Genomic DNA, 26,737 nt, shown 5'->3' with positions numbered 1-26,737 from the left:
ATGCCGATCTCAAACAAGAACATAACGGAAACCGATTATACGGAACGGATAGGAATAATCCGGCTTTCATTTCGCTTTTTTCCGCCCTCTCCGTAATTGGTTTCCACATAATCCTGCACAATAGCTAGAAACTCTGCCGCCATGTTATCGCCTTTGAGCGTTACTTTGCGCTCGCCGTCAACATATACGGGAGCAACAGGTGTTTCGCCCGTTCCCGGCAAACTGATGCCGATATCAGCCAATTTGCTTTCTCCCGGGCCGTTAACCACACATCCCATTACCGCCACATTTAATGACTCCACTCCGGGATATTGTGTCCGCCATACTGCCATCTGATCACGCAAATAATGCTGGATATCCCTGGCCAGCTCTTGAAATACGGTACTGGTTGTGCGTCCGCAGCCCGGACAAGCCGTTACCATAGGCGTGAAGGAGCGCAAACCCATAGTTTGAAGAATCTCTTGCGCAACCACAACTTCTTGAGTACGCGGGCTGCCCGGTTCGGGGGTCAAAGAAATGCGAATCGTATCGCCGATACCCTCCTGCAACAATACGGACAACGCAGCCGTAGATGCCACAATGCCTTTGCTTCCCATACCGGCTTCAGTCAAACCCAAATGCAGAGGATAGCGGCAGCTGTCTCCCAATTTGCGGTAAACCTGAATCAAATCCTGCACTGCACTCACTTTGCACGACAATATGATCTTGTTTTCAGGCAAACCCAAATCCACTGCTTTTTGGGCAGATTCCAATGCCGAAACAATCAGAGCCTCTTTCATCACCGCCTCGGGCGGTTGCGGAGCCGACGATGCCAAGTTCGCATCCATCATACGCTTGGCGAGGCTTTGATCCAGCGATCCCCAATTCACACCGATACGCACCGCTTTGTCGTGTTCGGCAGCCGTGCGGATCATATAGGCAAATTTTTCATCGCCCTTCGCACCTTTACCCACATTACCCGGATTGATACGGTATTTTGATAAAGCTTTGGCGCAATCCGGAAACTCTTGCAACAAACGTTCGCCGTTGAAATGAAAATCGCCTACCAAAGGCGTTTGACAGCCCATATCGTTCAGACGGCTCCTGATTTCTGCAACTTTAGAAGCAGCTTCCGGGCTATTAACCGTAATCCGCACCATTTCAGAACCGGCATCACTTAGTTCCTTCACCTGCAAAGCGGTACCGGCGGCATCGGCGGTGTCCGTATTGGTCATAGACTGCACCACTACCGGCGCATCGGAACCAACGGTTAAGTGATCAATTTTAACTTGATGGGTTTCTCTTCGTTTGATAGGGGAATTGCTCATTACTGTCCCGCGGTAAATGATGAAGTCGTTTTACCGACCATATGCTTACGAACGGCGATTTCCTGACCGCCGTAATTCACAGTTGCACCGGGTGCATAACCGATCCAAACATTATAAGGCGCCCCGCCTTTAAAACGGTGTTCGCTTCCGGCAGGCACAATTTCATTAATCACAAATTGGTCGCTCTTATCTTTGATAACCAATTTAGAGCGATAATAAACTTTAACCAAAAGCTCATCTGCGGCAACAGGCGTTGCACCACTCGCGCCGGCAACAATATCTTGAGAAGCCCCTGATGCAACCGAAACGTTTGTTTGAGCACCGACAGAATCCGAAGCAGCCGTTACAACCGCACCCGAAGCAGTAGAAACCGGGTTGAGAATAGCAGAAGCAACTGCATCACTGCCCATAGAAACCACAGAAACATTATCCGCATTCAAACCGTTAGTTGGAGCACTGCTTAATTCGGGCGGAACAATAGTGTCGTTTTGTTTAGCATATTCTGTTTGTGATTTGCTTTGCCAAACATAAACGCCCCCACCGATTAAAGCCAATAATGCGACACCCAAAATCCATTTTGGAAATGTTTTGGCTACTTCGGTTTGCTGATAGTTTAACGATGAACTGCCGTTTCTTTCCACAGCATAAACATTACTGCGGCTTTGAGGCATAATCCGATCCAGATAGGCGGAAACCTCTTGCTCGTCCAAGCCTAGAAAACGCGCATAAGTACGCAGAAAACCGCGCACAAACACCAACTCGGGCATACCTTCGTAATTTCCGCTTTCCAAGCCTTCAATTTGGCGCGCAGACAACTTCAAGCGCTCGGCAACTTCACCGATAGAAAAACCTTTCTGCTCCCTGGCCTGACGCAATTTCATTCCTAATTCTGCTGCAACACTATTTGCAGAATATTGTTCGGTATTTTGATTATCAGTCATTACAAACGTCCTGTTGTAATTGTTTGCAGTTCTTCGGAATACGGATAATTTGCCCTTAATTGTGCTTCATATTCATAAGCAGCCTGAATATCCCCCAAGTTTTTGTATATTTTCCAGCCCAATAACAAATCATCTGCAGCAAGCATATCCACCTTACTTTGATACTGACGGAAATAATAATCCGCATCGCTGAGATTGCCGGCAAGCATTTTGGTCCGCGCCATCTCTTTCAAGACAGGAAAAAATTGGGGAGCCGCCGCTAAAGCACGTTCGAAATAAGCCTCCGATAGAGAATACTGCCCCATTTTTGCACTGCATATACCCTTGTTTAAATTGGCAATATGTGGAGAAGGATAAGTAGGATCTGCCAAAGCCTTATCAAAATAAGCTATTGACTCGTTGGGGCGGTTTTGAATACTGCACAAAAACCAACCGTAGTTGTTATTGATTTCGGCACTCGCCGGCTTAATAGATAAAGCTTTTTGGAAACTTTCCTCCGCCTTATCCCTAACCTTCAAATATTGATAAATTTGGGCACGTATCAACCAAGCATTTTCATTTTTGGCATCGGCAGCCAATGCTTCGTCAATACTGGCAACTGCTTGACGGTAATCTTGGCCGCGCATATATTCCAACGCCAATTGCGTTTTGATATTGGACACTTGATGGGCTCTCTCGCGCGCACTAGGCTGCTTAACACCGCTTCCGGCGCATGCCCCCAACCCCAACATCAACACACAAACCAAACCGGTATTGAATTTCATATCAGCCCCTTTGTTCCAACATAACCTGTTGCCATTTCTGTTGCCTGCGCGTTTTGTCTTTCACCTGCCCGGCAAGCTGGCCGCAGGCTGCATCAATATCATCGCCGCGGGTTTTCCTAACTGTTACTACGAACCCCGCCTGTTGCAAAATATCTCTGAATACTTGGATATTGGCATTGGTTGAGCGGTTGTAACCCGAATTAGGAAACGAATTGAAAGGAATCAAATTAAACTTACAGGGCACATCACGCACAAGCTGAATCAGCTCTCTTGCGTGTTGAGCCTGATCATTCACACCGTCAAGCATAACGTATTCGAAAGTTACAAAATCCCTTGGCGCTTTTTCCAAATAACGTCGGCATGCCGCCATCAGCTCTTTTAGCGGATATTTTTTATTCAATGGCACAATCTGATCACGAACCGCATCGTTGGAAGCATGCAAGGAAACGGCCAAAGCTACCGGCATAACTTCTTTCAACCTGTCCATTTGAGGAATCATACCCGAAGTAGAAACAGTAACGCGCCGTCGGGATAAACCGTAACCATGATCATCGAGCATGATATTCAATGCAGTTACCACATTATCAAAATTTGCCAAAGGCTCGCCCATGCCCATCATAACCACATTGGAAATAATGCGCTCGTTTTTAGGCGTTACTCCCAGTGCTTTGTTCGCCCACCATAATTGACCGATAATTTCTGCGGCAGTCAAATTACGATTAAACCCTTGGCGCCCGGTTGAACAGAATGTACATTCCAATGCACATCCGATTTGAGACGAAATACATAGTGTTCCGCGCTCCGACTCAGGAATAAAAACGGTTTCTACACCGTTTCCGGTTCCCACATCCAGCAACCATTTACGGGTGCCGTCTGAAGACTCTTGGGCAGTCATCAACTTCGGCACTTCCACAACGGCATTTTCATTTAGCTTTGCACGCAAAGATTTAGCCAAGTCGGTCATCTCATCAAAATCAGAAGCACCTGATTGATGTATCCAACGCATAACTTGTTTGGCTCGAAAGGGTTTTTCACCCATCTGAGCAAAGTATTGGGTTAAACCGTTTAAATCAAAATTCAGCAGGTTGGTTTTCATGTTCATCATTTAAGCTTTTAAATGAAAGCTTTTTATATATATCCAGCTTAATATTTATAAAGCTGCCATTTAAAAACCTTCAGGCCGTCTGAAACATCAGACAGCCCGAAGCACAACAGATATACGTTTAACGGGCGCAGATTTCGCTTTCGCTAAAGAAATATGCAATCTCTTTAGCAGCATTTTCCAGACTATCCGAACCGTGAACCGCATTCGCATCGATAGATTCTGCAAAATCAGCACGAATCGTACCTGCCGCCGCTTCTTTCGGATTGGTCGCTCCCATCAACTCACGGTTTTTAGCTACTGCATTTTCACCTTCCAAAACCTGAATCATTACAGGGCCGCTGGTCATAAAAGAAACCAAATCGGCAAAAAAAGGACGCTCTTTGTGAACAGCATAGAAATCTTGAGCCTCTTTTGTGCTCAGATGTTTCATTTTAGCTGCCAAAACGCGCAAGCCGTTATTTTCGAAGCGACTGTAAATCTGACCGATAACATCTTTAGCTACCGCGTCAGGCTTGATGATAGAAATAGTGCGTTCAATAGCCATGAAAAAGTTCCTTTACATTTATTATTAACTGAAAACAATAAGCTGGGCACGTATTTTATCAAACTCCGCCCCTATTTAGGTTAAACATCAGTATTTTTTTTGTTTTTAACACCTAAAGTCAAATGAGGCTGTGCCAAATATTCTTCCGACTGCATCTCTACCATTCTGCTGACCGTGCGGACAAACTCATGCGCAAAATCGCCCTGTACATAAATTTCTTCTGCCGGCACTTTACTTGTTGCGCAAAATTTAACCCGAAAATCATATAGCACATCTATCAGCCACGTTAAACGGCGTGCTTCGGCTTTTTCACTTTCATTCAGCTTTTCAATACCCGACACAAACACCATTTCATAATTTTCCGCCAAATAGAGATAATCCGCTTGGGAACGCGGACCAAAACACAACGTGCGGAAATCAAACCAGATTGCCTTATCATCATGCGCATTACAGATTAATTCTCGACCGTGTATGATAATCGGTTCGGGAGATTTGGTTTTACCGTGTGCGACTTGCGCAAACAAAGCTGCAAGTTTTTCCTCATTTTCCGGGCTGTCGGGCACATAAAAAACTTCGGCCGGCTTTAAAGTACGCAAACGGTAATCTTCACCTCCATCCACATTCAAAACCGTCAGTTTACTTTCAATCAGCGCAATGGTCGGTAAAAAACTGCTTCGATTTTGCCCTTGAGGATATAACTCCGAAGGTGCATAGTTAGACGTTGCAACCAACACCACCCCATTTTCGAACAGATTTTCTAACAACCTACCCAAAATCATTGCATCTGCAATATCACTTACATGAAATTCATCAAAACACAATACCCGCGTTTCTTTAGCAATCTCGGCCGCAACAGCTTTTAAAGGGTTAGCCTCACTTTTCAGGGTTTTCATGCGCTTATGAACTTCTGCCATAAACGCGTGAAAATGCACACGCCGTTTGCGCCGGTAAGGCAAACAGCCGTAGAACACATCCATAAGGAAGCTTTTCCCCCTGCCGACCCCTCCGTAGAAATACAAACCTTTAGGCAATTGCGGAGAGCGCAAACTGCGCCCCAAAAAACGGTTACGCTTACGCTTGAACATCATCAACTCCGTCCACAAACGGTCGAGATATTCGATTGCCTTAGCCTGCGCCTCGTCGCGGATAAATGCCGGTTGCTCAGAAGCCGCTTGATACCAAGTAAGTGGGCTGTGGTTGCTGAAATCAGGTGCTACAAACCGATTTTCTTTGTTAGTCATCATTGTTATGTAGAGCAAATAAACAGGTTTGCCATTATAAATGATTTCAGACGGCCTCCAAGTGTTTATTATTAAAAGCCTGATTGGGTTTGCTTAAATTAAGAGACAAAAATAAATCAAACACAAAAATTAAATTAGACAGAAAAAGAAAAACGCTGCATTTCTGCAGCGTTTGTTTACATTGCTTATTTGTCTGACATCGCTTGATCGACGCGTTCGCGCAATTCTTTACCCGGTTTGAAGTGGGGTACGAATTTTTCAGGTACTTCCACACGTTCGCCGGTTTTAGGATTGCGTCCGATACGCGCGGGGCGACGGTTAAGATCGAAACTGCCGAAACCACGGATTTCAATGCGTTGGCCTTTTGCCAGTGAGCGGGTCATTGTATCTACCAAAACCTTTACACTGTACTCTACATCTTTGGCCACCAATTGAGTGCCGTTTTTTTCAGCAAAAACTTCTGCCAAACGCACCATTAATTCAGACTTGGTCATGCCTGTATTACTCCTGATCGCCGGACAACTTGGCTTTCAGCAAATCACCCAAGCTGGTGGTGCCTGCGCTTGCAGTTGAAGCAGCATTAACTGAATTCAAAGCATCGCGGCTTTCTTTGGCATCTTTGGCTTTAACAGACAATTTGATGCTGCGGTTTTTGCGATCTACCGTAGAAACAACAGCTTCCACTTCTTCGCCTTCTTTCAATACGTTACGCAGATCTTCCACGCGCTCGCTAGACCATTCGGAAGCAGGCAGATATGCTTCAACATCATCAGACAGGGCGATAACCGCGCCTTTGGCATCTACTGATTTAGCAGTACCTTTTACCAAAGAACCTTTGTCGTTTACGCTGATGAAGTTGCCGAAGGGATCGCCTTCCAATTGCTTGATGCCCAAAGAGATACGCTCTTTTTCAACATCAATCGCCAATACAATGGCTTCCACTTCTTCGCCTTTTTTGTATTTGCGTACGGCTTCTTCGCCTGCTTCAGTCCAAGACAGATCAGACAGGTGAACCAATCCGTCGATGCCGCCGGGCAAGCCGACGAATACGCCGAAGTCGGTAATCGATTTAACCGCACCGGATAATTTGTCGCCTTTGTTGTGGTTGGCGGCAAACTCTTCCCACGGATTGGCTTGACACTGTTTCATGCCCAAGCTGATGCGGCGGCGGTCTTCGTCGATTTCCAGAATCATCACTTCTACTTCGTCGCCCAGCTGAACAACTTTGCTCGGGTGAACGTTTTTGTTGGTCCAATCCATTTCGGAAACGTGTACCAAACCTTCGATGCCTTGTTCGATTTCTACGAATGCACCGTAGTCGGTCAGGTTGGATACTTTACCGAACAGACGGGTGCCTTGCGGATAGCGGCGGGTCAGGCCGTTCCAAGGATCTTCGCCCAGTTGTTTCATACCCAAAGACACGCGTTGTTTGTCTTGGTCGAATTTCAATACTTTAGCTTCAACTTCTTGGCCTACTTCCAACACTTCGCTCGGGTGTTTCACACGGCGCCATGCCAAGTCGGTGATGTGTAACAGGCCGTCGATACCGCCCAAGTCAACGAATGCACCGTAGTCGGTAATGTTTTTAACGATACCTTTAACCACTGAGCCTTCTTGCAAGTTTTCCAGCAGTGCTTTGCGCTCTTCGCCCAAAGTCACTTCCAGAACGGCGCGGCGTGATACCACTACGTTGTTGCGTTTTTTGTCGAGTTTGATCACTTTGAATTCTACTTCTTTGCCTTCAAAGTGTGAGGTGTCTTTTACGGGACGTACGTCAACCAACGAACCGGGCAGGAAGGCGCGGATGCTGTTGATCATAACGGTTAAACCGCCTTTTACTTTGCCGTTGATTACGCCGGACAGGATGTCGCCGTTTTCCATGGCTTCTTCCAAAGCAATCCAATCGGCGGCACGTTTGGCTTTTTCGCGCGACAGTTTGGTTTCGCCGAAACCGTTTTCAACTGATTCGATGGTTACGGTAACGAAATCGCCAACTTTTACTTCAATCTCGCCCTGTGCGTTTTTAAATTCGCTCACGTCGATCAGAGACTCTGATTTCAAACCGGCATTTACGGTAACGAAGTTGTTGTCGATTGCCACTACTTCAGCGGTAATCACTTCACCGGGATTCATCTCTTGAAGGGTAAAGCTTTCTTCCAACAGCTGGGCAAAATTTTCCATAGTCATATATTACTCTTTTCAATACACCGCCAAGGGGTGCGGGGTTGGTTTGCAAAAAGCTTGATGCCCTTGGCACAACAAGCTTATGAATCAAAAAAGTTTTTCAGACGGCCTCTTGTTCAACCGAGGCCGTCTGAAAAAGATTGCGGGATTATACAGTATTAATTAGATTTCTGCATACCAATCAAGCACTTTTTTTACTGCCTGCTCGATGTTTAAATTTGTTGTGTCGAGCAGGTGGGCATCGGGCAGCTGTTGAAGCGGAGCCACCGGCCTTTTGCGGTCGGCTTCATCGCGTGTTTGAATGTCGGCCAATATTCTTTCAAATGCTACGCCGCCGAGCGGCTCGCCTATCTGTTTTGCTCTGCGCTCCGCCCTAACCTCTGCCGACGCGGTTAGGAATATTTTCAAAGCAGCATCGGGAAAAATAACTGACCCCATATCGCGCCCGTCCCCTACCAAGCCTTTTTCGGTAAGGAAATCACGTTGGCGCTGCAATAGTGCCTGCCTGACTTTCGGCAACCCGGCCACGGCAGAAGCACCCATGCCGATAGCTTCTGTGCGGATGGCTTCGGATACGTCTTTACCGTCAAGCAAAATGGTTTTTCCGACAAATTCTACGGGCAGGCCGTGAGCCAATCCGGCTAAGGCTTCTTCATCATCCCAACCGATATTTTGGTGTTTCGCATGTAAGGCGGTGAGCCGGTATAGCGCGCCTGAATCTAAATAATCAAAACCCAATTCAGCCGCCACCCGCGAGGCAACGGTGCCTTTTCCGGATGCGCTGGGGCCGTCGATGGCGATGATTTTTCGGTTTAAATCCATTGTATTGTCTTAAACTTAATGTGAATTTTTTGAAAAAATATGATAACAGACAGTAATGTTCAAATTGGTTTGAATGCTTTTCAGACGGCCTTTTGCATTCAGCCTGCCTGATATGCCGTTTGAAACGCCGGCAAATGCAAACCGAGATATTTCAGGCCTGATTATATCGGCACACCCTGATTCTGCAAGTTATTTTGCTTAAACGGCCAGCCGGATATTTTTGAACCCGGCCGTCTGAAACCTGATGATCTGTAAACACAACCTGCTTTTGCGGCGTTATAATTGCAACCGTTTGACTTCAATAAACTAACGGAACTTAACATGCAACAACTCAAACTGGCCGTCTCGGGCGCGCAGATTTTATTTGTGGCCTTCGGTGCAATGGTACTTGTTCCCCTGCTTACCGGGTTAAACCCTGCTTTAGCACTTTTGGGCGCAGGCATCGGCACGCTGCTTTTCCAAATGGTAACAAAATTCAAAGTGCCGGTTTTTCTCGGCTCTTCTTTTGCATTCATTGCTCCGATTATCTATTCGATAAGCGAATGGGGGCTGCCCTCTACCATGTTCGGCCTGTTTGCCGCAGGCTTTATGTATTTTGTATTTGCGGCACTGATCAAATGGCGCGGATTGTCAACGGTAAACCGCCTGCTCCCTCCGGTTGTTATCGGCCCTGTGATTATGGTAATCGGCCTGTCGGTTGCGGTGGTTGCCAGCCAGATGGCTATGGGGCAGGCAGGTGGCCAACAGGCTGTGGATTACACCCAATCTTTAATACTTTCCGGTTTTACTTTTGCCGTTACCGTGGTGGTGGCCGTGTTCGGCAGCAAAATGATGAAGCTTATCCCCATTCTGATCGGCGTTGCGGCAGGTTATATAGCGGCGTGGATGCTCGGCTTGGTCGATACTGCCCCCATTAGCGATGCCCCTTGGTTTGCCGTACCGCACTTTGAAACGCCGCAAGTCAACTGGCAAGCTGCTTTGTTTATGCTTCCCGTTGCCATCGCTCCGGCAATCGAGCACATCGGCGGTGTAATGGCCATCGGTAAAGTAACCGGAAACAACTATGCCAAAGACCCCGGTTTGGATAAAACGCTCGCCGGCGACGGCTTGGGCGTATGCGTAGCCGGCCTCATCGGCGGCCCGCCCGTAACCACTTACGGTGAAGTAACCGGTGCGGTAATGATCACCAAAAACAGCAATCCCTATATCATGACTTGGGCTGCAATATTTGCCATCTGTATGGCATTTTTCGGCAAATTCAATGCTTTTTTAGCATCGATTCCCTTACCAGTGATGGGCGGCATCATGATTTTGCTGTTCGGCACAATTGCTTCGCTGGGCTTGAAAACCCTGATTGATGCCCAAGTAGATTTAATGCGGCCGAAGAATCTCGTAATCGTAAGCTCCGTATTGACCACCGGCGTAGGCGGCATGGTGATTAAATTCGGCACGGTCAGCTTTGCCGGTGTGGGTTTGTGCGCCATTCTCGCCATTGTGCTCAACTGGTTGATCCCCGATGAAAAACCGGTTGAAATGTTAAACGAAGAAATTTAATACACACGGTTTTGTCTTTATTGCACAGCATTGCACAGCGGAGAAACAAGCTGCTAAAAGCCGAAAAAGCTTTGGCACAATCAGGTTTCTCCGCTGTGCTTTTCTCAGAATCATTTAATTTGATAATACACATCCGACAACCTGAAACCTCTACCTCCATCATCCGCGCTGGCATTTTTGGACTATGAGCTGCCCGCTTGTTTGCCTGTCTATGTGATATATCTGCGCTCTCTGTGTTGTTATCGTAAGTACCCTTAACTTGCTATGTCGTCGCTATACTTTATCTCAAAGAGAGTATTTCATTTAAACTTAACGTGAAGTAAAATCCGTTAAAGCAAATTCATAAAGACACATCATGAGTAATAAACTGACTGCACCGGCCGAACTGCCCGACGAATCTGATCTGCGCGCCGTGTTGGCTTACAACATGCGTCTGTTTCGCGTGAACAAAGGGTGGTCGCAAGAAGAACTCGCCCGCCAATGCGGGCTTGACCGTACTTATGTTTCGGCGGTTGAGCGCAAGCGTTGGAATATCGCTTTGTCCAACATAGAAAAAATGGCAGTAGCTTTAGGCATTCCTGCTTACCAGCTCTTGTTGCCGCCGCAAGCACGCTTGGAAATGATGGAATAAAGCCGGAATAAGCAATCACATTTGATTAAGCCGCCCGTTTCCTATTGATTAGCGTGTTGATTAACATGCTTCAAAATGCAAAATTGCAAAATCGTTAAACCGCTTAACTATATCTGTTTTGAAGGCGCAAAGCTTCGAGATGTTTTTTAACTTCGGCAACATTGGTTTCGGTAAACAGTTTGCCTATATTTTTCCAAATGCTGTGAAAACCGTAAGGGCCTTGCTGCATTTCGTTTTTGGCCTCTTCGATTGTCCACCCCTGGTAAACGATGCGGTACATAGCGGAAATCAAGCCGGTACGGTCGGCACCGTGATAGCAATGTATCAACACCGGGCCGTTTTTTTGATGTTGTTCAATCAGGTAGAGCGTATCGGCAATGTCTTTGGGTTTGATACGCCAAGTGAGCAAGGGGCGGTTGAGCAGCGTGAAGTTACGGCCGGATAGAACGGTTTCATTGTCGTTGCGGTCGAAAAAGCGCAGGTTGATAACGCTTTTTACACCGATTTTTTCTAAATCGGCAGCATCATCGGCGGTAAGTTGTTCGCTGCGGTAGAGATTGGGATCAATGCGGTATAGATTGGCTTCTTGTTTGACCGGTTGAGCCCACACCTTAGCCGTTTCAGACAAAGCATCTTGCTCCAATTGTGAAGCAAAAGCCGGTATTGAAAATACTGCTGAAAGAAATATGGTGGTTAATTTGATATGCACGACGGTTCCTTGTTTTATTTTGATTTTCAGACGGCCTTACTGGTTGTGAATGCAGGCCGTCTGAAACCGGGTGTTGCCCGTATATAGTCAATCAACTTAAACTTTACTATGGCGTTTCTGCGCCTTAGCTCAATGAGAGTGATGGTGTAAACCGCTGAAACGGCAACAGAATCGGTTCCGTACTGCCTGCACTGCCTGCGGCTTGCTGCCTTGTATGAAACATGAAGCGGATTGACTATAACGGTTAAGCGAGCAGTTCGGCCAGCCTGTCAACAATGGCTGCGGCCGCTTGGTTCTTGTCGGTTTCGGGAAAAGCTTTTTCGCCTTGGTTATCGATAATGGTGATTCGGTTCACGGTTTTGCCCATCGCTACCGCCACATCATTTGCCACCAACATGGGAATGCCTTTTTTCAGCCGTTTGGTGCGCGCGTATTCCAATATGTTATTGCTTTCGGCAGCGAAGCCGACGCAGAAAGGCGCATCGGGAAGAGCGGCTACCGAAGCAAGAATATCAGGGTTTTCTTCAAGTTCGATAACGGGCGGGTTGCCGGAGCCGTCTTTTTTCAGCTTGTGGATGCTGCTGTTTTTGACTTTATAATCGGCCACGGCGGCTACGGAAATAAACACGTCCTGCCGTGCGATGTGATTCATTACGGCGCGGTACATCGCTTCTGCGCTGATTGCCTGTTCGGTATGCGCCAACCCTACCGGCAAGGCCGTCTGAATTTGGCCGTAAATCAGGGTAACTTTTGCTCCGGCGGCGCGGCAGGCCCGAGCAAGTGCCATACCCATTTGGCCGCTGGAAATATTGGTGATGCCGCGCACGGGGTCGATGGCTTCAAAAGTTGCTCCGGCCGTGATCAGCACTTTTTTGCCGTGCAGCGGTTTTTCGGCCCATAAATCGGGCAGCAATTCGGCCAGCTCGGCTGCTTCGGGCATACGGCCCACGCCGGTTTCGCCGCAAGCCTGTTCGCCCGACGCAGGTTGGAACACGGTGATGCCGTCTGAAATCAATCGGGCGATATTGCGTTGGTTGGCCGGATTGAACCACATTTCTACATTCATGGCCGGAGCGACGGCTAACGGGCATTTGCGGGCGGCGGCGAGATTGGTAAGCAGGTTGTCGGCTATACCGTTGGCGATTTTGGCGAGCGTGTTTGCGCTGGCGGGCGCAATCAGAAATACGTCTGCTTCGCGGGTAAGATTGATGTGTGCCATGCCGTTGCCGCTGCCGCCATCGTGGGTTTCAGCCAAAACGGGATTGCCGCTCAGGGCTTGGAAACTGAGCGGCGAAACAAATTCGGCCGCGGCGCGGCTCATAGCAACGGTTACGCTGTGCCCTTGTTTTTTTAACAGGCGCACGAGTTCGCAGGATTTATAGGCGGCAATACCGCCGCTGATACCGAGAAGGATATGTTTGCTCATAAACGGTGTAAATGTATGACTGCTAACAAGCAGTTTTATGAAAGTGTTTATATCGATGAGGCCGTCTGAAAAATTATTCAGACGGCCTTAGACCTTTGCAAACGCTTGCTTATCTACATGATATGTCTGCACTTACTGCGCTGCTACGCTTTGAACTGCATCCACATCCGAGGGTTTTACAAAGGTCTCGGCCTTTGAATCTGTCAGGCCGTCTGAATGCCGTTTGCCGCCCGCTTCAGGGCTTGTTCTTGGTGGACGAACAGTTCTTCAATGCCTTTCTTGCCTAAGCCGATTAATTGGCCGAGTTCTTCAATGCTGAACGGCGCACCTTCGGCCGTGCCTTGTATTTCGATGATTTTTCCCGAAGCGGTCATTACCAAATTAATGTCGCTGTCGCAGCCCGAATCTTCGGGATAATCCAAATCCAGTAAAGGAACGCCGCCAACTACGCCTACCGACACGGCCGCCACAGCTTCGCGGATAGGATTGTGTATCAACATGCCGGCATGAACCAGTTTGTTTACCGCCATCTGCAAAGCTACAAACGCACCGGTAATCGAAGCCGTGCGCGTCCCGCCGTCGGCCTGAATCACGTCGCAATCGATCAAAATCTGACGTTCGCCCAACTTATCCAATTCCACTACCGCCCTCAGAGAGCGGCCGATCAAACGTTGGATTTCCTGCGTGCGGCCGCTTTGTTTGCCTGCCGCAGCTTCGCGGCGCATTCGTGAAGCAGTAGATGCAGGCAGCATTCCGTATTCGGCCGTTACCCAACCTTGATCTTTACCACGCAGGAAAGGCGGCAGGTTCTCATCAATCGAAGCCGTGCAGATCACTTTGGTATTGCCGAACTCGATCAGGCACGAACCGTCGGCATGGGGCAGAAAACCGGGCGTGATGGTGATGTTGCGCAGCGAATCGGCGGGGCGCGAAGTGCGGACGTAAGCAGTCATAAAAGTTCCTTTATTCTCAATTGGAGCGGATTATAACATGACGGATTGTGGTATATTTTGCAACGATTCCCCCCAATACCATTTAATTCGGAGTAAGGCATTATGACCATCCACAGTATGACCGGCTTTGCCAATGCGGCAGGCGAGTGCGGCGGCAAACGCATCAATTTGGAAATCCGTGCGGTAAACCACCGCTATCTTGATGTGCAGTTCCGCATGCCTGACGATTTGCGCCATCTCGAAAATACCTTGCGCGAAACCATTGCCGCCAATGCGGCGCGGGGCAAACTGGAATGCCGAATCCAAATTCAGGATATTGCACAAAACGGACAAGGTCTGGCGGTTAACGAAGAACTGGTCGCCCAACTTGCCGCACTAAACAAACAATGGCGTAAAACACACGATGATCTGGGCAAGCTGACAGTGGCCGACATTTTGAAATTTCCCGGTGTGCTGGCCAGCCAAAACGAAGACGAAGAAGCATTTGCCGAAGTATTGAAAAACCTGTTGGCACAAGCATTAACCGATTTTACCGCCGCCCGTGCCCGCGAAGGCGAAAAGCTCGCCCAGCATTTACTGATGCGTTTGTATGAAATGGAAAAAATCATCAACGGTTTAAGCGGCGTATTCCCCGAACTGCTCGAAGCGCACATGGAAAAAGTACGCGGCCGTCTGAAAGAAGCAGTAGAAAATATCGATAACGACCGGCTCCAGCAGGAGTTTGCCCTGTTTATCCAAAAATCAGACGTTGACGAAGAATTCAGCCGCCTGCGCACCCACATCGAAGAAGTCCGCCGTATCGTTACCAGCTCGCAAGGCAGCGTAGGCAAGCGTTTGGACTTCCTGATGCAGGAACTCAACCGCGAAGCCAACACCCTCGGCAGCAAAGCGATTGCCGCCGAATGCACGCAGGCTTCAGTAGAACTGAAAGTTTTGATAGAACAAATGCGCGAACAGGTTCAGAATATCGAATAGCATTTATTCAGACGGCCCGAGATCTCTACAAAAACCGCTAGATATCGATACAGTTTCAGGTAAAGCAGCACAGCGAGCGCAGACATATCACATGATAGGCAAGTAAGCGAGCAGCACAAAAATACCCTTCAGATGCGGGTTTTGTAAGGATCCCGGCCTTTTATTTATTCTTTAACCTTTATTTTATAAAATTTCGTTTGCTCTTTATCTTCAAAAAATCCTACCGACCCCCGTATTAAGTAATAGATTTCAATAGAAATATCCTGTTTTACTTTTGGTATACCGGAGATGACTGTTTCATTATCCCATTTTCCAGTTAATCCGGAATCAGATAAACCAGAATCCGCAGGTAATATAGTAACTTTAAAAAAATCGGGATATGTTCTTTGGCCATTGCTAAAATCTATTCTAACTGAATATGGCTCTCCCAATTCCGCATCGGGTAATATTTGCACGTCTTTTTTTGAATTACAAGCTGCAATTAATGATAATAATGCTAATAAAATCAAATATTTTTTCATGTAAATTTACTTCTTCATATATCCTTAAAGAATAATCGCTCCCAAGCTGGTATCTAAAAGATTTTTAATTTTAAGGGAATATAAAAGAAATATATTATTGGCATTTTAATTATAATTTTTAGATTATCCATCTGTCCGCAAATAAATAATTTCAGATCCACTTTATCTCTAGGTAGAGAATTTAAATCAATCGGCAAATCATTAAAAACGTTTCACAGCAGATGTTCCCATACTCTCTTAGCTACAAAACACCAAGTGCTTTATTCTTGAATCTGTTCTAGCCTGCACTACCTAAGATTTCACTTGAAATTCGAATCCAAAAGCCTTGAGTAAATATGCCTGCCCGACATTCCGCCAAGCAGGCATATTTGCTCAAACTTAGAACTTCGGTTCTTGCTGCAAATAAGGTAACGGGTCGGGGTCTTGGTAAGTCGTATCGATTTTGTAGCCTAATTTAGCTAGTCTTTCTTCTTCCTGCTTACGTTTGGAAAGCTCTATATTCTGATAGCGTTTTAAGTAAGTCGGTAAGTCGGCGTTGATTTTCTTTATTTCTTCGTCAATCTGTTCCAAGCTGGAATCGTCTGGAATAAATTTGTGGTATACAAAATTTCGAGTGTTGTACCGTGTGGTTGTAAATTTAATATCCAGCATATATTGCCCCCATTCGGTGAAATTTAATTTGTTATTGATACGGTCTAAATCTTCTTGATCTTTAACGGTCTGATCAAGAGAAATACTCATTGCAAGACCATTTAGGTGAAAATATGTAAAAATACCTCTTTGGGCAACTACTGTCAGCCATGTTTGAAAATCCGGCAGAATATAAGGGTCTATGGCATGTCCTAAGCCGAAATTTTCTTTATCCTGAAAATACCTGAGTGCATCTTTACCTGACAGCCTTGGCTGGGATAATTCAATAAACGGCTGCCATCCACTGTCTTGAATCTGTTTCATCAGCCTTACCCATAAATCATAGGCTTCGCGATGGCGGATAAGTTCTGCTGCGCTGATGCCGCTGTTTAAATCGATACCGGCAACTCCCTCGCCTTCAGGTTCCGGCCATACCGTTCCCATTGCCCTAAACGTATGTGGAATAACTAAATTATGGCTGCCATGACGGATGGTAACGATACCTAATTTTGAAGGTTTCCAATCCAATTCGAGAAAGCCTGCAATCCCGCCTGCGCTGCGGTTATCTATTACCGCACCTGCTTGTTGAAAAGTTTCCGGCCCTGCTTTGCCCAATTCCAAAGTAACTTCTTGCTGCATGATATTTTCCTTTTCTGCCCGACAGGCTGCCGGAAGTAATAAAACAAGGGTAATGAAGGCGATTAAAACTGCTTGCAAGGGGTTATTGCTTACCTTACGGATGATTGGAATAGACATCGGGTTTTCCTTATTATTTAGTTCTCTAGTCAAACAATTATGTTTCAGACGCCTGCCCGACATTCCGCCAAGCAGGCATATTTGCTCAAACTCAGAACTTCGGTTCTTGCTGCAAATAAGGTAACGGGTCGGGGTCTTGGTAAGTCGTATCGATTTTGTAGCCTGATTTAGCCAGTCTTTCTTCTTCCTGCTTACGTTTGGAAAGCTCTATATTCTGATAGCGTTTTAAGTAAGTCGGTAAGTCGGCGTTGATTTTTTTGATGGCTGCTTGTGTTTCTTCAATATCCAAAGAATCAGGAATGAATTGGTTATGTATGGCGTTACGGGTACTGTAACGTACGGTATCGAAGGTAATACGCATCATATACTGCCCCCATTCCTTAAAGCTTAATGTGTTATTGATACGGTCTAAATCTTCTTGATTGCTGATGGTCGGATCAAAAGAGATACTCATTTCAATACCGTCTAAATAAAATCTTGCAATCATGCCTCTCTGCATCATAACTGCAAACCATATTTGAAATTCCGGAATCAATTGAGGATCAACTATATATCCTAAGCCAAAATGTTCTCTATCCTGTAAGTACTTAAGTGCATCCATACCTGACAGTCTCGGACGTGAAAGGAAAATCATCCTCTGCCAACCACTACTCTGAACCTGCTTTAAAAACTTTATCCACAATTCGTAGGCTTCACGATGGCGGATAAGTTCTGCTGCGCTGATGCCGCTGTTTAAATCGATACTGGCAACTCCCTCGCCTTCAGGTTCCGGCCATACCGTTCCCATTGCCTTAAAAGTATGAGGGATGGTCAGGTTATGATTGCCATGTTTGATAGTAACAATACCCAATTGCGAAGGCCGCCATTTCAAATCTAAAAAACCCGCAATGTTACCTGCTGTTCGGTTGTCTGTTATTGCACCTGCTTGTTGGAAACTTTCCGGCCCCGCTTTGCCCAATTCCAAAGTAACTTCTTGCTGCATGATGTTTTCCTTTTCTGCCCGACAGGCTGCTGAAAATAATAAAACGACAAAAACTAAAACAGCCAAAACTGTCTGTTGATATTTACTGGTTACCTTGAGGATCATTGGAATAGCCATCAGTTTTTCCTTTTTTAGAGCTGTTTATCCAACCCGCTATGATACGCAAATGGCTTTCAACATAGCGATTACCGTTTTTATTTTGCATTAACCGATGATATTTATCGGCCACATCTAAAATCCACTCCATTCGGCTTTCATATTCTTCTGCCTTCATATTTTTAGGTGCGTAAGAATACGGATGCTCTGGCAAACTGTATTTCTGTTTGTCGGAAACGGGTATCGCCCCATGACGCATCAGCGAAGCGGCGGCAGCTCCGTAAGCTTCTACGTCCTGTTCGTAAACACCGTATGCTTCTTCTTCATAGTCACTGTGGAAACGGATAAAGGTTTTCGGTCTGCCCCAAAAACGCTGTGCCGCTGCACCCGATTTCATCCACGGGTGATTCCAGCAGATACTCTGCAAAATGTTTTTCTGTTCTTGCACCGCTATGGCTTTTAAATGATTTATTTGAAAATCTAAAGCATCTCTATGATAAGGTTTTAACCTCTCTATCTCTCGCAGATAAGAAAAAGCTTTGCGAATTTCTTCGGTCAACCTAAACCCCTTTACCCCGGGTAGGGCGGTGGAAGCCCACGGCAAAGCATTAAGTGCCTTTTTTACCGGAGCAGAGTAATTGCTGGCATTGCGGCTGCCTTTACACTGCTCAAACGAGCCGGGGCTAACCGCCCAAGCCCAATGCCACGGTGCCACATCCATAAACAGCCACAAATTGCCTTTGGCAAAAATATGTACCGATTTCGGGGCATCCAAAAAATTGGCGGTTACTTTATTGCCCTGATAACCTGTCCGTGTCAGCCAAGAATCAAACGTAGCCGCTACGGTTTTGGAAGCGAATGCCCCCAGGCCCATCCAATAAAAGCGGCCTTTCAAACGCGGATTGGCTCCCATGTCTTTGTCCGTTTCAAGGTAAATCCGTGCATAAACCGCAGCTATCCTGCGGGCGCGCTGTTCATACCATGCTTCTAAATGGTATTGATTTTTTACCGTTTGATTAGAAAGCAATACATAGCTTTTCTGCTGTAAAAGCGACCAAAATGTAGGGCATCCGCATTGAGAAGCAGCACAACTTTCGGGCGTTTGATTGGTTTCTGCGGTGCTGAAAGTCAGTTGGGTTGTCATAATCAGGCTTCTCCGTATGGAAGGTCGGCGGTAAAGCCAACCCACTTTAATTCAACTTCTAATTCCTGTTTTTGTTCGGTGTGTATGCGTTGGCTCATGCCTTTCGAGGTAGTTTTCCCGGTAATTTCCTGCTCTCCTGACCGTATATTGTATTCAACGAAACGCATAGGGGAAGAATCGGGTAAAAGCAATTGAAACTGCTCATCATACTTTTCAACGGCAGGTATGCCTTGTATATTCACCCCTGCAGAACTCGGCCCCATCACCTGAAACCCCGCACACTTCACCCACACCATCTTCGGGCAGCCCAGTTCGATGTTGCCGTCTTTTATCTTGATATAACCGCCGCCGCTGGTGAGCAGGATTTCGTCTTTGGCGGCTACGGTTACTTTGCCGGCGCTGCTGGTGATGGTGGCATCTTTAAGGGCATTGATCTGCATCTCGTCGTTCTGTGCCTGAATCTTCACCTTGCCCTGATTGGTCTGGAGTTTCGCCCCGTTGCTCTGCGCGAACAGGTTGACGCTTCCGACCGCATGGGCGGTGAAGTTGCGGCCGGCGCTGATGTCGGTGTCGCCGCCGCTGATGTGGTGGATGTGTTGGCCGGCGGTGTGCAGTTGGCTTTGCGGGGTGGCGGTGGCGATGCCGTCGGGGGCGGATTGGATGATGCCGGCGCGTTGCAATTGTTTGAGGCTGTCGTTCAGACGGCCTGCCTGCTCTTCGGCCTCGGTGGCTTCGTTTTGGGCGGTGTGGGCAGCTTTATTGAGGCTTTTGGCTAGGGAGATTGCTTGTTCGAGCTGGGCGATGGCGGCATCCATATCCAATACCTGTCCCGAAGCCTGATTTTGAGCGTCGGTACTGATGAACAAACCCTTGCCCGCCCGCAATGCGCCCCAGCTGTCGGTACGCAGCTCGAAGCCTTCGCCGTTGTCGCCGCGTTTTTGCCTTTGGCTGTCGACGATATGGCCGAGGTTGAGCTGGGTTTTGCCGTATTCGGTCGCCAGTTTGATGTGTTCCTGACCCTGTTTGTCTTCCATCCGCAGTTTGTTGTTGGCCCAGGTGCGGATGACGTTGCGGGTGTTCCAATCGGCGGGAACGTGGTCGGGGTGGGAACTGTCGTGCATCACTCCGCTGATATAGGGTCTGTCGGGATTGCCCTGTACAAACGACAGCATCACTTCGGTGCCTTCGTGGAGCGGGAAGTGTTGGCCGTAGTCGGAGCCGGCATAGGGTTTGGCTAGGCGGATGGGGCGGCTTTCCCCGCCCGGGCTCCATTCGTCGAGGTCGAACGGCAGTTTGACGCGGTAACGGCCCATGTTGTCGATATAGGCGTAGGTGTAGTTGCCGGGGCTGGTGACTCGTGCGGGAAGGCTGCCCTGGATCTTTGGCAGCGGAGTGATGCGTTCGGGGCGGAAGATGCTGTCGGCGGGAATGGCGGTAAAGCGGTGGCTGTACGCTTGGTCGCGGCTGCCGCTGTGGTGCAATGAACAAACCAGCCAGCCGTTGGGTGCTTCGCTGAAACTTGAGGCCGTCTGAAACACTTGGCCGGGACTAAGGGCGGTAATGTTGCCGCTGCCGGAAGCAACGATGCGGCGGCTGTGGTCGAGCTGTTGCAGTAAGGCCGCCTGAAGTTGCGCTTCTGCGGGCGTTTTTTGATGCAAACCCCAATGGCTGTCGCTGCCGAGTAAAACGCTGCTGTCGGTTTCCGTACCCTTCGCCGTTACTGCGGACGATAAGTCGGTGTCCGCATCGCGGTAGTTGTAGTCGCCGACGCGGATGGATTCGAGAATCGGGTTGTGTTTCACCTGTAAGGCAAACACCGCTTCCTCGCCGACGCTCTCCAATCCGCCGTGGGGGCGGTAGGGATAGGGGGAGGTGTGGTTACGAAAATAATGGGCGGCATCGTCACCGAATACCGCCACATCGCCATATTGGGCGTTCTGCTCGAAGGCATACCAAATCCCTTCTTCTTCGCACAGCCGGTTGAGAAAGGCAAAGTCGCTTTCCTGATACTGGGTTACATACTCGCGCACACCGTATTCGCGGGAAGTGTTGAAACGGAAATCGACACCGGCAAAACCGTGATGTTTCAGCAGCGACGAAATAATGTCGGGCACGTTTTGGTTTTGAAACAGACGCGAAGTGCGGTGATGCTTCAATGCGGCGATGCGCGGTTCCAATACCATACGGTAACGGGTCTCGTCGGCCGATACCGACAGCTTCTCGCAGGATGTGATGATGCCGCTCCATTCCTTCAACGCTTGAGGCGCGATCATTCCCTCAATCAATCCCAACGCATCAGAGCTTACCGGCGTTACCGTAAACTTGGCCGCCTGATTGATGTAGGACGACAGCGGTAAGTCGGCATCGGCGGAGGTGAGCTCGATGTCGAGACGGTAGGCTGTGTTGAGTGCTTCGGTAGCGGTGAAGGAAACGACGGAGAGGGAGGGGCTGAAGCGGGAGAAGCTGAGGTGGTAGGATTGGGTTTGGGTCATCGCGGGCGCTCCAAAAGCGGTGTGTCTAAAGGAGGTATTGAAGATATATGCTTTGAAAATATAGCAGAATGAATATTTTTGCCCAATATGGGTATGACAAAAGGCCGTCTGAAACAATAAGCGTTTCAGACGGCATCAATCATCATTTAGCAACTCTTTCAACCGCTTGGAAGAGCACGTTACAATTAAACAAAGCGTACATGATTTCTTATGAAGAAATTATTCTTAAACAAAAAAATTATGTATCTATAAAAAAGAAATATTCATACTGTTTTTATTTTTCAAAAATATGAATAATGGGAAATAAAGACAAGCCACTACCAACCTATTTGTTTCAGACGGCCTTTGAGCCTGAAAAAACTTGATGGGGTTAATACTGCTGCTTTATAAAAATCAAAACGCCGTAAACCGATATTAATGTATTTGCCGGTAACAAACATTTAAACCAACAAAAGGCCGTCTGAAAGTGTTCAGACTGCAAACTGCTCCTATATCTTTGCGTTAATGCTATCTTATTGAAACAAATTGATAAATCTGTATATATATTTCAAACGGAACCCGTTAGATTTCAGGTAGTAACATGAACAGAATCCCTGCTTTATTTCTCGGCCACGGCAGCCCGATGAATGCAATCGAAGCCGATAACCCTTTTAACACAGGCTTTAAACAGGTGGCGGAAAAGTTTCCCAAGCCCCGTGCCATATTGATGATTTCTGCCCATTGGTATAGCGATGGTCTGCAAGTGTCCGGCAGCGCGGCTCCGGCTATGATTTATGATTTTTACGGTTTTCCCGAAGCACTGAACCAAGTGCAGTATCCTTCGCCCGGCAGCCCCGAACTCGCCGCCGAAGTGCAACGATTGCTTGCGCCCGAAACGGTATTTGTCGACATGCAGCGGGGCTTCGACCACGGCGCATGGAGCGTACTCAAGCATCTTTATCCTGAAGCCGATATTCCTGTCGTGCAACTGAGCATGAATCGAAATCAGCCTGCCGAATGGCATTTTGCTCTGGCACAAAAGCTCAAGCCGTTGCGCGAACAAGGTGTATTGATTGTCGGCAGCGGTAATATCGTTCACAACCTGCGCACCATCAGCTTTGCCCATATCCGCCAAGCGGGTGCGGCTTACGAATGGGCGGAAACCTTCCGCCGCGACATCAACCAAGCCATTTTGAATCGGGACAACGAAACCTTGATCCACTACTTGCGCTTGGGCGAGGCTGCCGCTTTATCTGTGCCCACGCCCGAACATTACCTGCCCCTGCTCTACATCATGGCGTTGCGCGATGAAGAAGATGAAGTCAAGCTGTTCAACGACGAGATTGTCGGCGGTTCGTTAAGCATGACTTCGGTGTTGCTGGGATAATTTTTTCACTTATACTTTGAATCAATGGCTTATACTTTTCAGACGGCCTCAGTTATATAGGATGAGCCTTTGCAAAACCCTTAGATGTGGATGCAGTTCAAGGCGTAGCAGCGCAGCGAGTGCAGACATATCAGATAGATAGGCAAACGAGCGAGCAGCGCACAACGCAGAAATGCGCCGCAGATGGGGGGGTGCAAAAGTCTCAGGCCGTCTGAAAATCCCACATGGAGGACATGTTATGAATATCCCCAACATTATCCGTTTTGCCGATTATCTGGTTGACCGCCCCGCCGAATCGGTACGCACGGTGCTGCATCAAGGGCGACAGATGAACATGGTGCTGTGGCAGATTCCGCCCGGCGGCAAACTGCCTGCACACCGCCATCCGCAAGGGCAGGATATTTGGCTGGTGCTGCAAGGCCGCGCCGAATTATTGGATGATGAAAACAGTGGCCGAATAATCGGCGCGGGCGAAAGCATTGTGATCGATTCAGGCTTGATACACGGAGTGCGCAACAACGAGGCAGAAGATTGCGTGCTGGTTTCCGTGGTGTATGCCGAAGCGGGGTTTGAAGCGGTTTGAACAAATGCCTGTCTGATAGGGTTTCAGACAGGCATTTTTGTTAGGAAACTGGCTTAAGTCGGCATCCATCAGAGATGCGCCAACAAATCCAGCGGTGCATCAATGCGCGCATCATGCGGCCATTCTTCGGTTTTGTCTTCGGCGGCGATATAGCCCCAGTTTACCAATACGGTTTTCATGCCGGCATTTTTGCCTGCCTGCATATCGCGCTCGGCATCACCTACATAGATACAATTTTCAGGTTTTACGCCGATTTGTTCGCAGGCATAAAACATGGGCTTGGTGCTGGGTTTGGCTTCGCCGCAGGTATCGCCGCTGACAACCACGGCCGGCGGGATGCTGAAGCCGAGTTTAGGCACGAGGCGGTGGGTGAAGGTGTGCGGCTTGTTGGTGATGATGCCCCATTTGATGCCGCGTTTGTCGAGTTCGGCAATCAATCGGTCGATATCGTCGAACAACACGGTTTCATGGTCGAAGCAGCGTTCGTATTCGGCCAGATATTCCTGCCGCCAGCGGGCGTGTTCGGGATGGTCTTTGCCGATGCCCGCACCCATCAGAATCAGGCCGCTTGCGCCGTGGCTGGCGACGGGGCGGATTTCTGCCATGCTTTTTTCGGGTAAATTATGGCGGCGCAGCAAAGTGTTGAGTGCGCCGCCCAAATCGAGTGCTGTGTCGGCGAGGGTGCCGTCCAAGTCGAACAATACGGCTTCGGTCATGGGTGTCCTTAATGATGATGGGTAACGGTTTTCTATGCTTTGAGGCCGTCTGAAAAGATGTAATCAGGTTTCAGACGGCCTGAATTCTAGCAGATTTAATGTGCATGATGATGGCCGTGCGTTTCATGCTCATGCGGATGAATCGAGCACAATACGCTGTCTTCGTGCGGATGCCGGCTGCTTTCCACCTGCACTGTGGTGTGTTGGATATTTTGATGCGCCAGCGCATGTTCGATGCGGTAAACGATTTGTTCGGCCTCGACCACGCTCAAATCGCCGTCGACAACGATATGGCAGGATAAGGCGTTGATGTTGCTGGTAATCGTCCACACATGCAAATCATGCACCGACTGTACGCCTTCGGTTTGGCGGATGGTTTCAAGCAATAATCCGACATCGACATTATCGGGCGTGCCTTCCATTAAAATGTGCAGGGTTTTGCGGAATACCTGCCAACCGCTGCGGCCGACCAAAGCCGCCACCAAAATGCTGGCGATCGGGTCGGCCCACTTCCAGCCGAACGCCATCATCAGCACGGCGGCGGCTATCGCGCCGAACGAGCCGAACAAATCGCTCAACACATGCAGATAGGCTCCGCGCATGTTGATATTGCCTTCGGTGTCGCTGCCGCGCAGCATGTACCACGCCACGAAAAGATTCACCAGCAGCCCGATCACGCTGATTACCAGCATGCCGACGGTGGCGATTTCGGGCGGATGGCGGAAGCGTTCGACGGCTTCGTAAAAAATCATCGCGGCAATCACTATCAGCGTGATGCCGTTAAACGCGGCCGTTAAAATTTCAAAGCGTTTATAGCCGAACGTTTTGTCGAAAGTGGTGGCTTTTTCACTCAGTTTGAACGCCAGCAGGGCAATGCCGAGCGAGAAAGCGTCGCTGAACATATGTCCTGCGTCCGACAACAACGCCAGCGAGTTGGTGAGCCAGCCGCCGACTGCTTCCACCACCATAAAAGACGTGATAACGGCAAACGACACCGCCAATACTTTTTTATTGGCGGTGTGGCTGTGGGCATGGTGATTGTCGTGCGGCATGGCAGGTATTCCTTGTCCCTTTTGAGCTTATTCAGAATATTTTCAATACAAAAACCGCTTCACAAAAAAACTTTGAACAAACTCTCAGGCCGTCTGAAAAGAATGTCGGCAGAAGAATGTTCAGACGGCCTCAGGTTTCAGTTTTGAAACAGCATCCGCACGCCAACCGGCGGGGCAAATGGTGCGGTGCCGTTTATTGGATTCGCGTTTAGGCGGTTTGTTCGCTCAAAATCGCCTGAATCAGCTCTACCGCACCGTCGTCCGCCAATTTCTTGGCAACAGCACGGCCGAGCGAATCGGCATAGGCCACCGGAGCTTCGGCTTCGGCCCGCAAAACCACCGAGCCGTCGGGATGGCCGACTAAGCCGCGTAAGGTCAAGAGACCGTTTTCTTCGGTGCAATAAGCCGCCAACGGCACTTGGCAACTGCCGTCCAACGCGCGGGCAAGCGCACGTTCGGCGGTTACGCAGGCATTGGTAACGGCATGGTTCAGCGGGTTCAACACTTCCAGCAAATCATAGCGGTTGGCGGCAATCTCGATACCCAATGCGCCCTGCCCTGCGGCAGGCAGGCTGTCGAACGGCGACATAATCAGGCGGATACGCTCGTCCAGCCCCAAACGCTGCAAACCGGCGGCGGCCAAGATAACGGCATCGTAGTCGCCGTTATCCAGCTTGGCCAAACGGGTTTGCACATTGCCGCGCAACGGCTTAATGTTCAAATGCGGATAACGGGCACGCAACTGCGCTTCGCGGCGCAGGCTCGATGTGCCCACCACTGCGCCTTCCGGCAGCTCTTCCAAACGCGTATATCGGTTAGACACGAATGCGTCAAACGGGTTGGCACGCTCGCAAATGGCGGCCAGCGCAAACCCTTCGGGCAGCACCATCGGCACATCTTTAATCGAATGCACCGCCAAATCGGCGCGGCCTTCTTGCAGGGCTTGCTCCAACTCTTTGATAAACAAACCCTTGCCGCCGATTTTCGAGAGCGTTTTATCGAGAATCTGGTCGCCGCGCGTAGTCATGCCCAAAATGCTCACATCGCATTTGGGATAAAGCTGTTTCAGACGGCCTTGAATATGCTCGGCCTGCCACATGGCCAGCGCACTTTCGCGGCTGGCGATTACAAGTTTTTTCGGAGTCATAAAAATATATTCGCGCTACATCATACTAACCGCGCAAGTCTATCATGTTTTTCAGACGGCCTTATGCTATATTTCAGCCTGAACCACATTCCCGCA

General features: G+C 48.5%; 26 protein-coding genes. 5 read left to right on the top strand and 21 right to left on the bottom strand.

The window, feature by feature from the left end:
• Positions 1–35: 35 nt before the first annotated feature.
• The 9 genes from ispG to cmk all read right to left on the bottom strand — a co-directional run bounded on the left by ispG (position 36) and on the right by cmk (position 8,908).
• Positions 36–1,307 (bottom strand): flavodoxin-dependent (E)-4-hydroxy-3-methylbut-2-enyl-diphosphate synthase, encoded by a 1,272-nt coding sequence (ispG, locus tag AKG43_RS00630; protein ID WP_054598641.1) that lies wholly within the window; start codon positions 1,305–1,307, stop codon positions 36–38.
• On the bottom strand, positions 1,307–2,248 hold the full coding sequence (locus AKG43_RS00625; protein WP_054598640.1) for a RodZ domain-containing protein: 942 nt from the start codon (positions 2,246–2,248) through the stop codon (positions 1,307–1,309). The genes ispG and AKG43_RS00625 overlap by 1 nt, the downstream gene beginning before the upstream one ends.
• The gene (gene pilW / locus AKG43_RS00620; RefSeq protein ID WP_054598639.1) at positions 2,248–3,012 is read right to left on the bottom strand and encodes a type IV pilus biogenesis/stability protein PilW; all 765 of its coding nucleotides are present in this window, start codon (positions 3,010–3,012) and stop codon (positions 2,248–2,250) included. The genes AKG43_RS00625 and pilW overlap by 1 nt, the downstream gene beginning before the upstream one ends.
• Position 3,013: 1 nt before the next feature.
• Positions 3,014–4,108 carry a 23S rRNA (adenine(2503)-C(2))-methyltransferase RlmN gene (gene rlmN, locus AKG43_RS00615; protein ID WP_054598694.1) on the bottom strand — a complete coding sequence of 365 codons (1,095 nt, stop codon included), beginning with the start codon at positions 4,106–4,108 and terminating at the stop codon, positions 3,014–3,016.
• A gap of 127 nt (positions 4,109–4,235) precedes the next feature.
• Entirely contained in the window at positions 4,236–4,661 is a 426-nt protein-coding gene (gene ndk / locus AKG43_RS00610) for a nucleoside-diphosphate kinase (protein ID WP_054598638.1), read from the bottom strand.
• An 80-nt stretch (positions 4,662–4,741) separates the two neighbouring features.
• Positions 4,742–5,902 carry a cell division protein ZapE gene (zapE, locus tag AKG43_RS00605; protein ID WP_054598637.1) on the bottom strand — a complete coding sequence of 387 codons (1,161 nt, stop codon included), beginning with the start codon at positions 5,900–5,902 and terminating at the stop codon, positions 4,742–4,744.
• A gap of 185 nt (positions 5,903–6,087) precedes the next feature.
• Positions 6,088–6,396 carry an integration host factor subunit beta gene (locus AKG43_RS00600; protein ID WP_054598636.1) on the bottom strand — a complete coding sequence of 103 codons (309 nt, stop codon included), beginning with the start codon at positions 6,394–6,396 and terminating at the stop codon, positions 6,088–6,090.
• Between the two features lie 7 nt (positions 6,397–6,403).
• Positions 6,404–8,089, bottom strand: coding sequence for a 30S ribosomal protein S1 (gene rpsA, locus AKG43_RS00595; protein WP_054598635.1), 1,686 nt, complete (start codon positions 8,087–8,089; stop codon positions 6,404–6,406).
• 159 nt (positions 8,090–8,248) lie between these two features.
• The gene (gene cmk / locus AKG43_RS00590) at positions 8,249–8,908 is read right to left on the bottom strand and encodes a (d)CMP kinase (protein WP_054598634.1); all 660 of its coding nucleotides are present in this window, start codon (positions 8,906–8,908) and stop codon (positions 8,249–8,251) included.
• A gap of 321 nt (positions 8,909–9,229) precedes the next feature.
• Here cmk and AKG43_RS00585 point away from each other — a divergent pair, with 321 nt between their 5' ends.
• Positions 9,230–10,462 (top strand): uracil-xanthine permease family protein, encoded by a 1,233-nt coding sequence (locus AKG43_RS00585; protein WP_054598633.1) that lies wholly within the window; start codon positions 9,230–9,232, stop codon positions 10,460–10,462.
• Between the two features lie 355 nt (positions 10,463–10,817).
• A complete protein-coding gene (locus AKG43_RS00580; protein ID WP_054598632.1) occupies positions 10,818–11,093 on the top strand; it encodes a helix-turn-helix domain-containing protein in 276 nt (91 codons plus the stop codon).
• 103 nt (positions 11,094–11,196) lie between these two features.
• On the opposite strand, the gene AKG43_RS00575 is transcribed toward AKG43_RS00580, so the two are convergent.
• From AKG43_RS00575 to rph, 3 genes are all read right to left on the bottom strand, one after another.
• Positions 11,197–11,757, bottom strand: coding sequence for a tyrosine-protein phosphatase (locus AKG43_RS00575; protein ID WP_231718074.1), 561 nt, complete (start codon positions 11,755–11,757; stop codon positions 11,197–11,199).
• 289 nt (positions 11,758–12,046) lie between these two features.
• Positions 12,047–13,228: a bifunctional phosphopantothenoylcysteine decarboxylase/phosphopantothenate--cysteine ligase CoaBC gene (coaBC, locus tag AKG43_RS00570; RefSeq protein WP_054598631.1), complete on the bottom strand. Its 1,182-nt coding sequence runs from the start codon at positions 13,226–13,228 to the stop codon at positions 12,047–12,049.
• Positions 13,229–13,431: 203 nt separating this feature from the next.
• On the bottom strand, positions 13,432–14,181 hold the full coding sequence (gene rph, locus AKG43_RS00565) for a ribonuclease PH (protein WP_054598630.1): 750 nt from the start codon (positions 14,179–14,181) through the stop codon (positions 13,432–13,434).
• Positions 14,182–14,283: 102 nt separating this feature from the next.
• Between rph and AKG43_RS00560 the strand changes: the two genes are divergently transcribed.
• The gene (locus AKG43_RS00560; RefSeq protein WP_054598629.1) at positions 14,284–15,156 is read left to right on the top strand and encodes a YicC/YloC family endoribonuclease; all 873 of its coding nucleotides are present in this window, start codon (positions 14,284–14,286) and stop codon (positions 15,154–15,156) included.
• Positions 15,157–15,320: 164 nt separating this feature from the next.
• On the opposite strand, the gene AKG43_RS00555 is transcribed toward AKG43_RS00560, so the two are convergent.
• The 5 genes from AKG43_RS00555 to AKG43_RS00535 form a co-directional block, all read right to left on the bottom strand.
• Positions 15,321–15,677 carry a hypothetical protein gene (locus tag AKG43_RS00555; protein WP_054598628.1) on the bottom strand — a complete coding sequence of 119 codons (357 nt, stop codon included), beginning with the start codon at positions 15,675–15,677 and terminating at the stop codon, positions 15,321–15,323.
• Between the two features lie 378 nt (positions 15,678–16,055).
• Positions 16,056–17,063: a hypothetical protein gene (locus AKG43_RS00550; protein WP_054598627.1), complete on the bottom strand. Its 1,008-nt coding sequence runs from the start codon at positions 17,061–17,063 to the stop codon at positions 16,056–16,058.
• 91 nt (positions 17,064–17,154) lie between these two features.
• Positions 17,155–18,162, bottom strand: a complete 1,008-nt coding sequence (locus AKG43_RS00545; RefSeq protein WP_054598626.1) for a hypothetical protein — start codon at positions 18,160–18,162, stop codon at positions 17,155–17,157.
• Entirely contained in the window at positions 18,128–19,036 is a 909-nt protein-coding gene (locus tag AKG43_RS00540) for a hypothetical protein (RefSeq protein ID WP_156300587.1), read from the bottom strand. Before AKG43_RS00540 ends, AKG43_RS00545 begins: the two co-directional genes overlap by 35 nt.
• Before the next feature lie 251 nt (positions 19,037–19,287).
• Positions 19,288–21,777 (bottom strand): type VI secretion system Vgr family protein, encoded by a 2,490-nt coding sequence (locus AKG43_RS00535; RefSeq protein ID WP_054598624.1) that lies wholly within the window; start codon positions 21,775–21,777, stop codon positions 19,288–19,290.
• 580 nt (positions 21,778–22,357) lie between these two features.
• On the opposite strand from AKG43_RS00535, the gene ygiD reads away from it, so the two are divergent.
• Complete coding sequence (gene ygiD, locus AKG43_RS00530) at positions 22,358–23,143, top strand: 4,5-DOPA dioxygenase extradiol (RefSeq protein WP_054598623.1); 786 nt, start codon at positions 22,358–22,360, stop codon at positions 23,141–23,143.
• 48 nt (positions 23,144–23,191) lie between these two features.
• Here the strand turns inward: ygiD and AKG43_RS13615 are convergent, their stop codons facing one another.
• A complete protein-coding gene (locus AKG43_RS13615) occupies positions 23,192–23,362 on the bottom strand; it encodes a lipoprotein signal peptidase (RefSeq protein ID WP_082402923.1) in 171 nt (56 codons plus the stop codon).
• Positions 23,363–23,381: 19 nt separating this feature from the next.
• On the opposite strand from AKG43_RS13615, the gene AKG43_RS00525 reads away from it, so the two are divergent.
• Positions 23,382–23,726 (top strand): cupin domain-containing protein, encoded by a 345-nt coding sequence (locus tag AKG43_RS00525; RefSeq protein WP_054598622.1) that lies wholly within the window; start codon positions 23,382–23,384, stop codon positions 23,724–23,726.
• A gap of 68 nt (positions 23,727–23,794) precedes the next feature.
• On the opposite strand, the gene AKG43_RS00520 is transcribed toward AKG43_RS00525, so the two are convergent.
• The 3 genes from AKG43_RS00520 to hemC all read right to left on the bottom strand — a co-directional run bounded on the left by AKG43_RS00520 (position 23,795) and on the right by hemC (position 26,641).
• Entirely contained in the window at positions 23,795–24,442 is a 648-nt protein-coding gene (locus tag AKG43_RS00520; RefSeq protein WP_054598621.1) for an HAD family hydrolase, read from the bottom strand.
• 95 nt (positions 24,443–24,537) lie between these two features.
• Positions 24,538–25,494, bottom strand: a complete 957-nt coding sequence (locus AKG43_RS00515; protein ID WP_054598620.1) for a cation diffusion facilitator family transporter — start codon at positions 25,492–25,494, stop codon at positions 24,538–24,540.
• A 208-nt stretch (positions 25,495–25,702) separates the two neighbouring features.
• The gene (hemC, locus tag AKG43_RS00510) at positions 25,703–26,641 is read right to left on the bottom strand and encodes a hydroxymethylbilane synthase (protein ID WP_054598619.1); all 939 of its coding nucleotides are present in this window, start codon (positions 26,639–26,641) and stop codon (positions 25,703–25,705) included.
• Between the last annotated feature and the right edge of the window lie 96 nt (positions 26,642–26,737).

Source organism: Neisseria sp. 74A18, assembly GCF_001308005.1.
Lineage (GTDB): Bacteria > Pseudomonadota > Gammaproteobacteria > Burkholderiales > Neisseriaceae > Neisseria > Neisseria dumasiana.
This window is presented reverse-complemented; position numbering and strand designations above follow the sequence as displayed.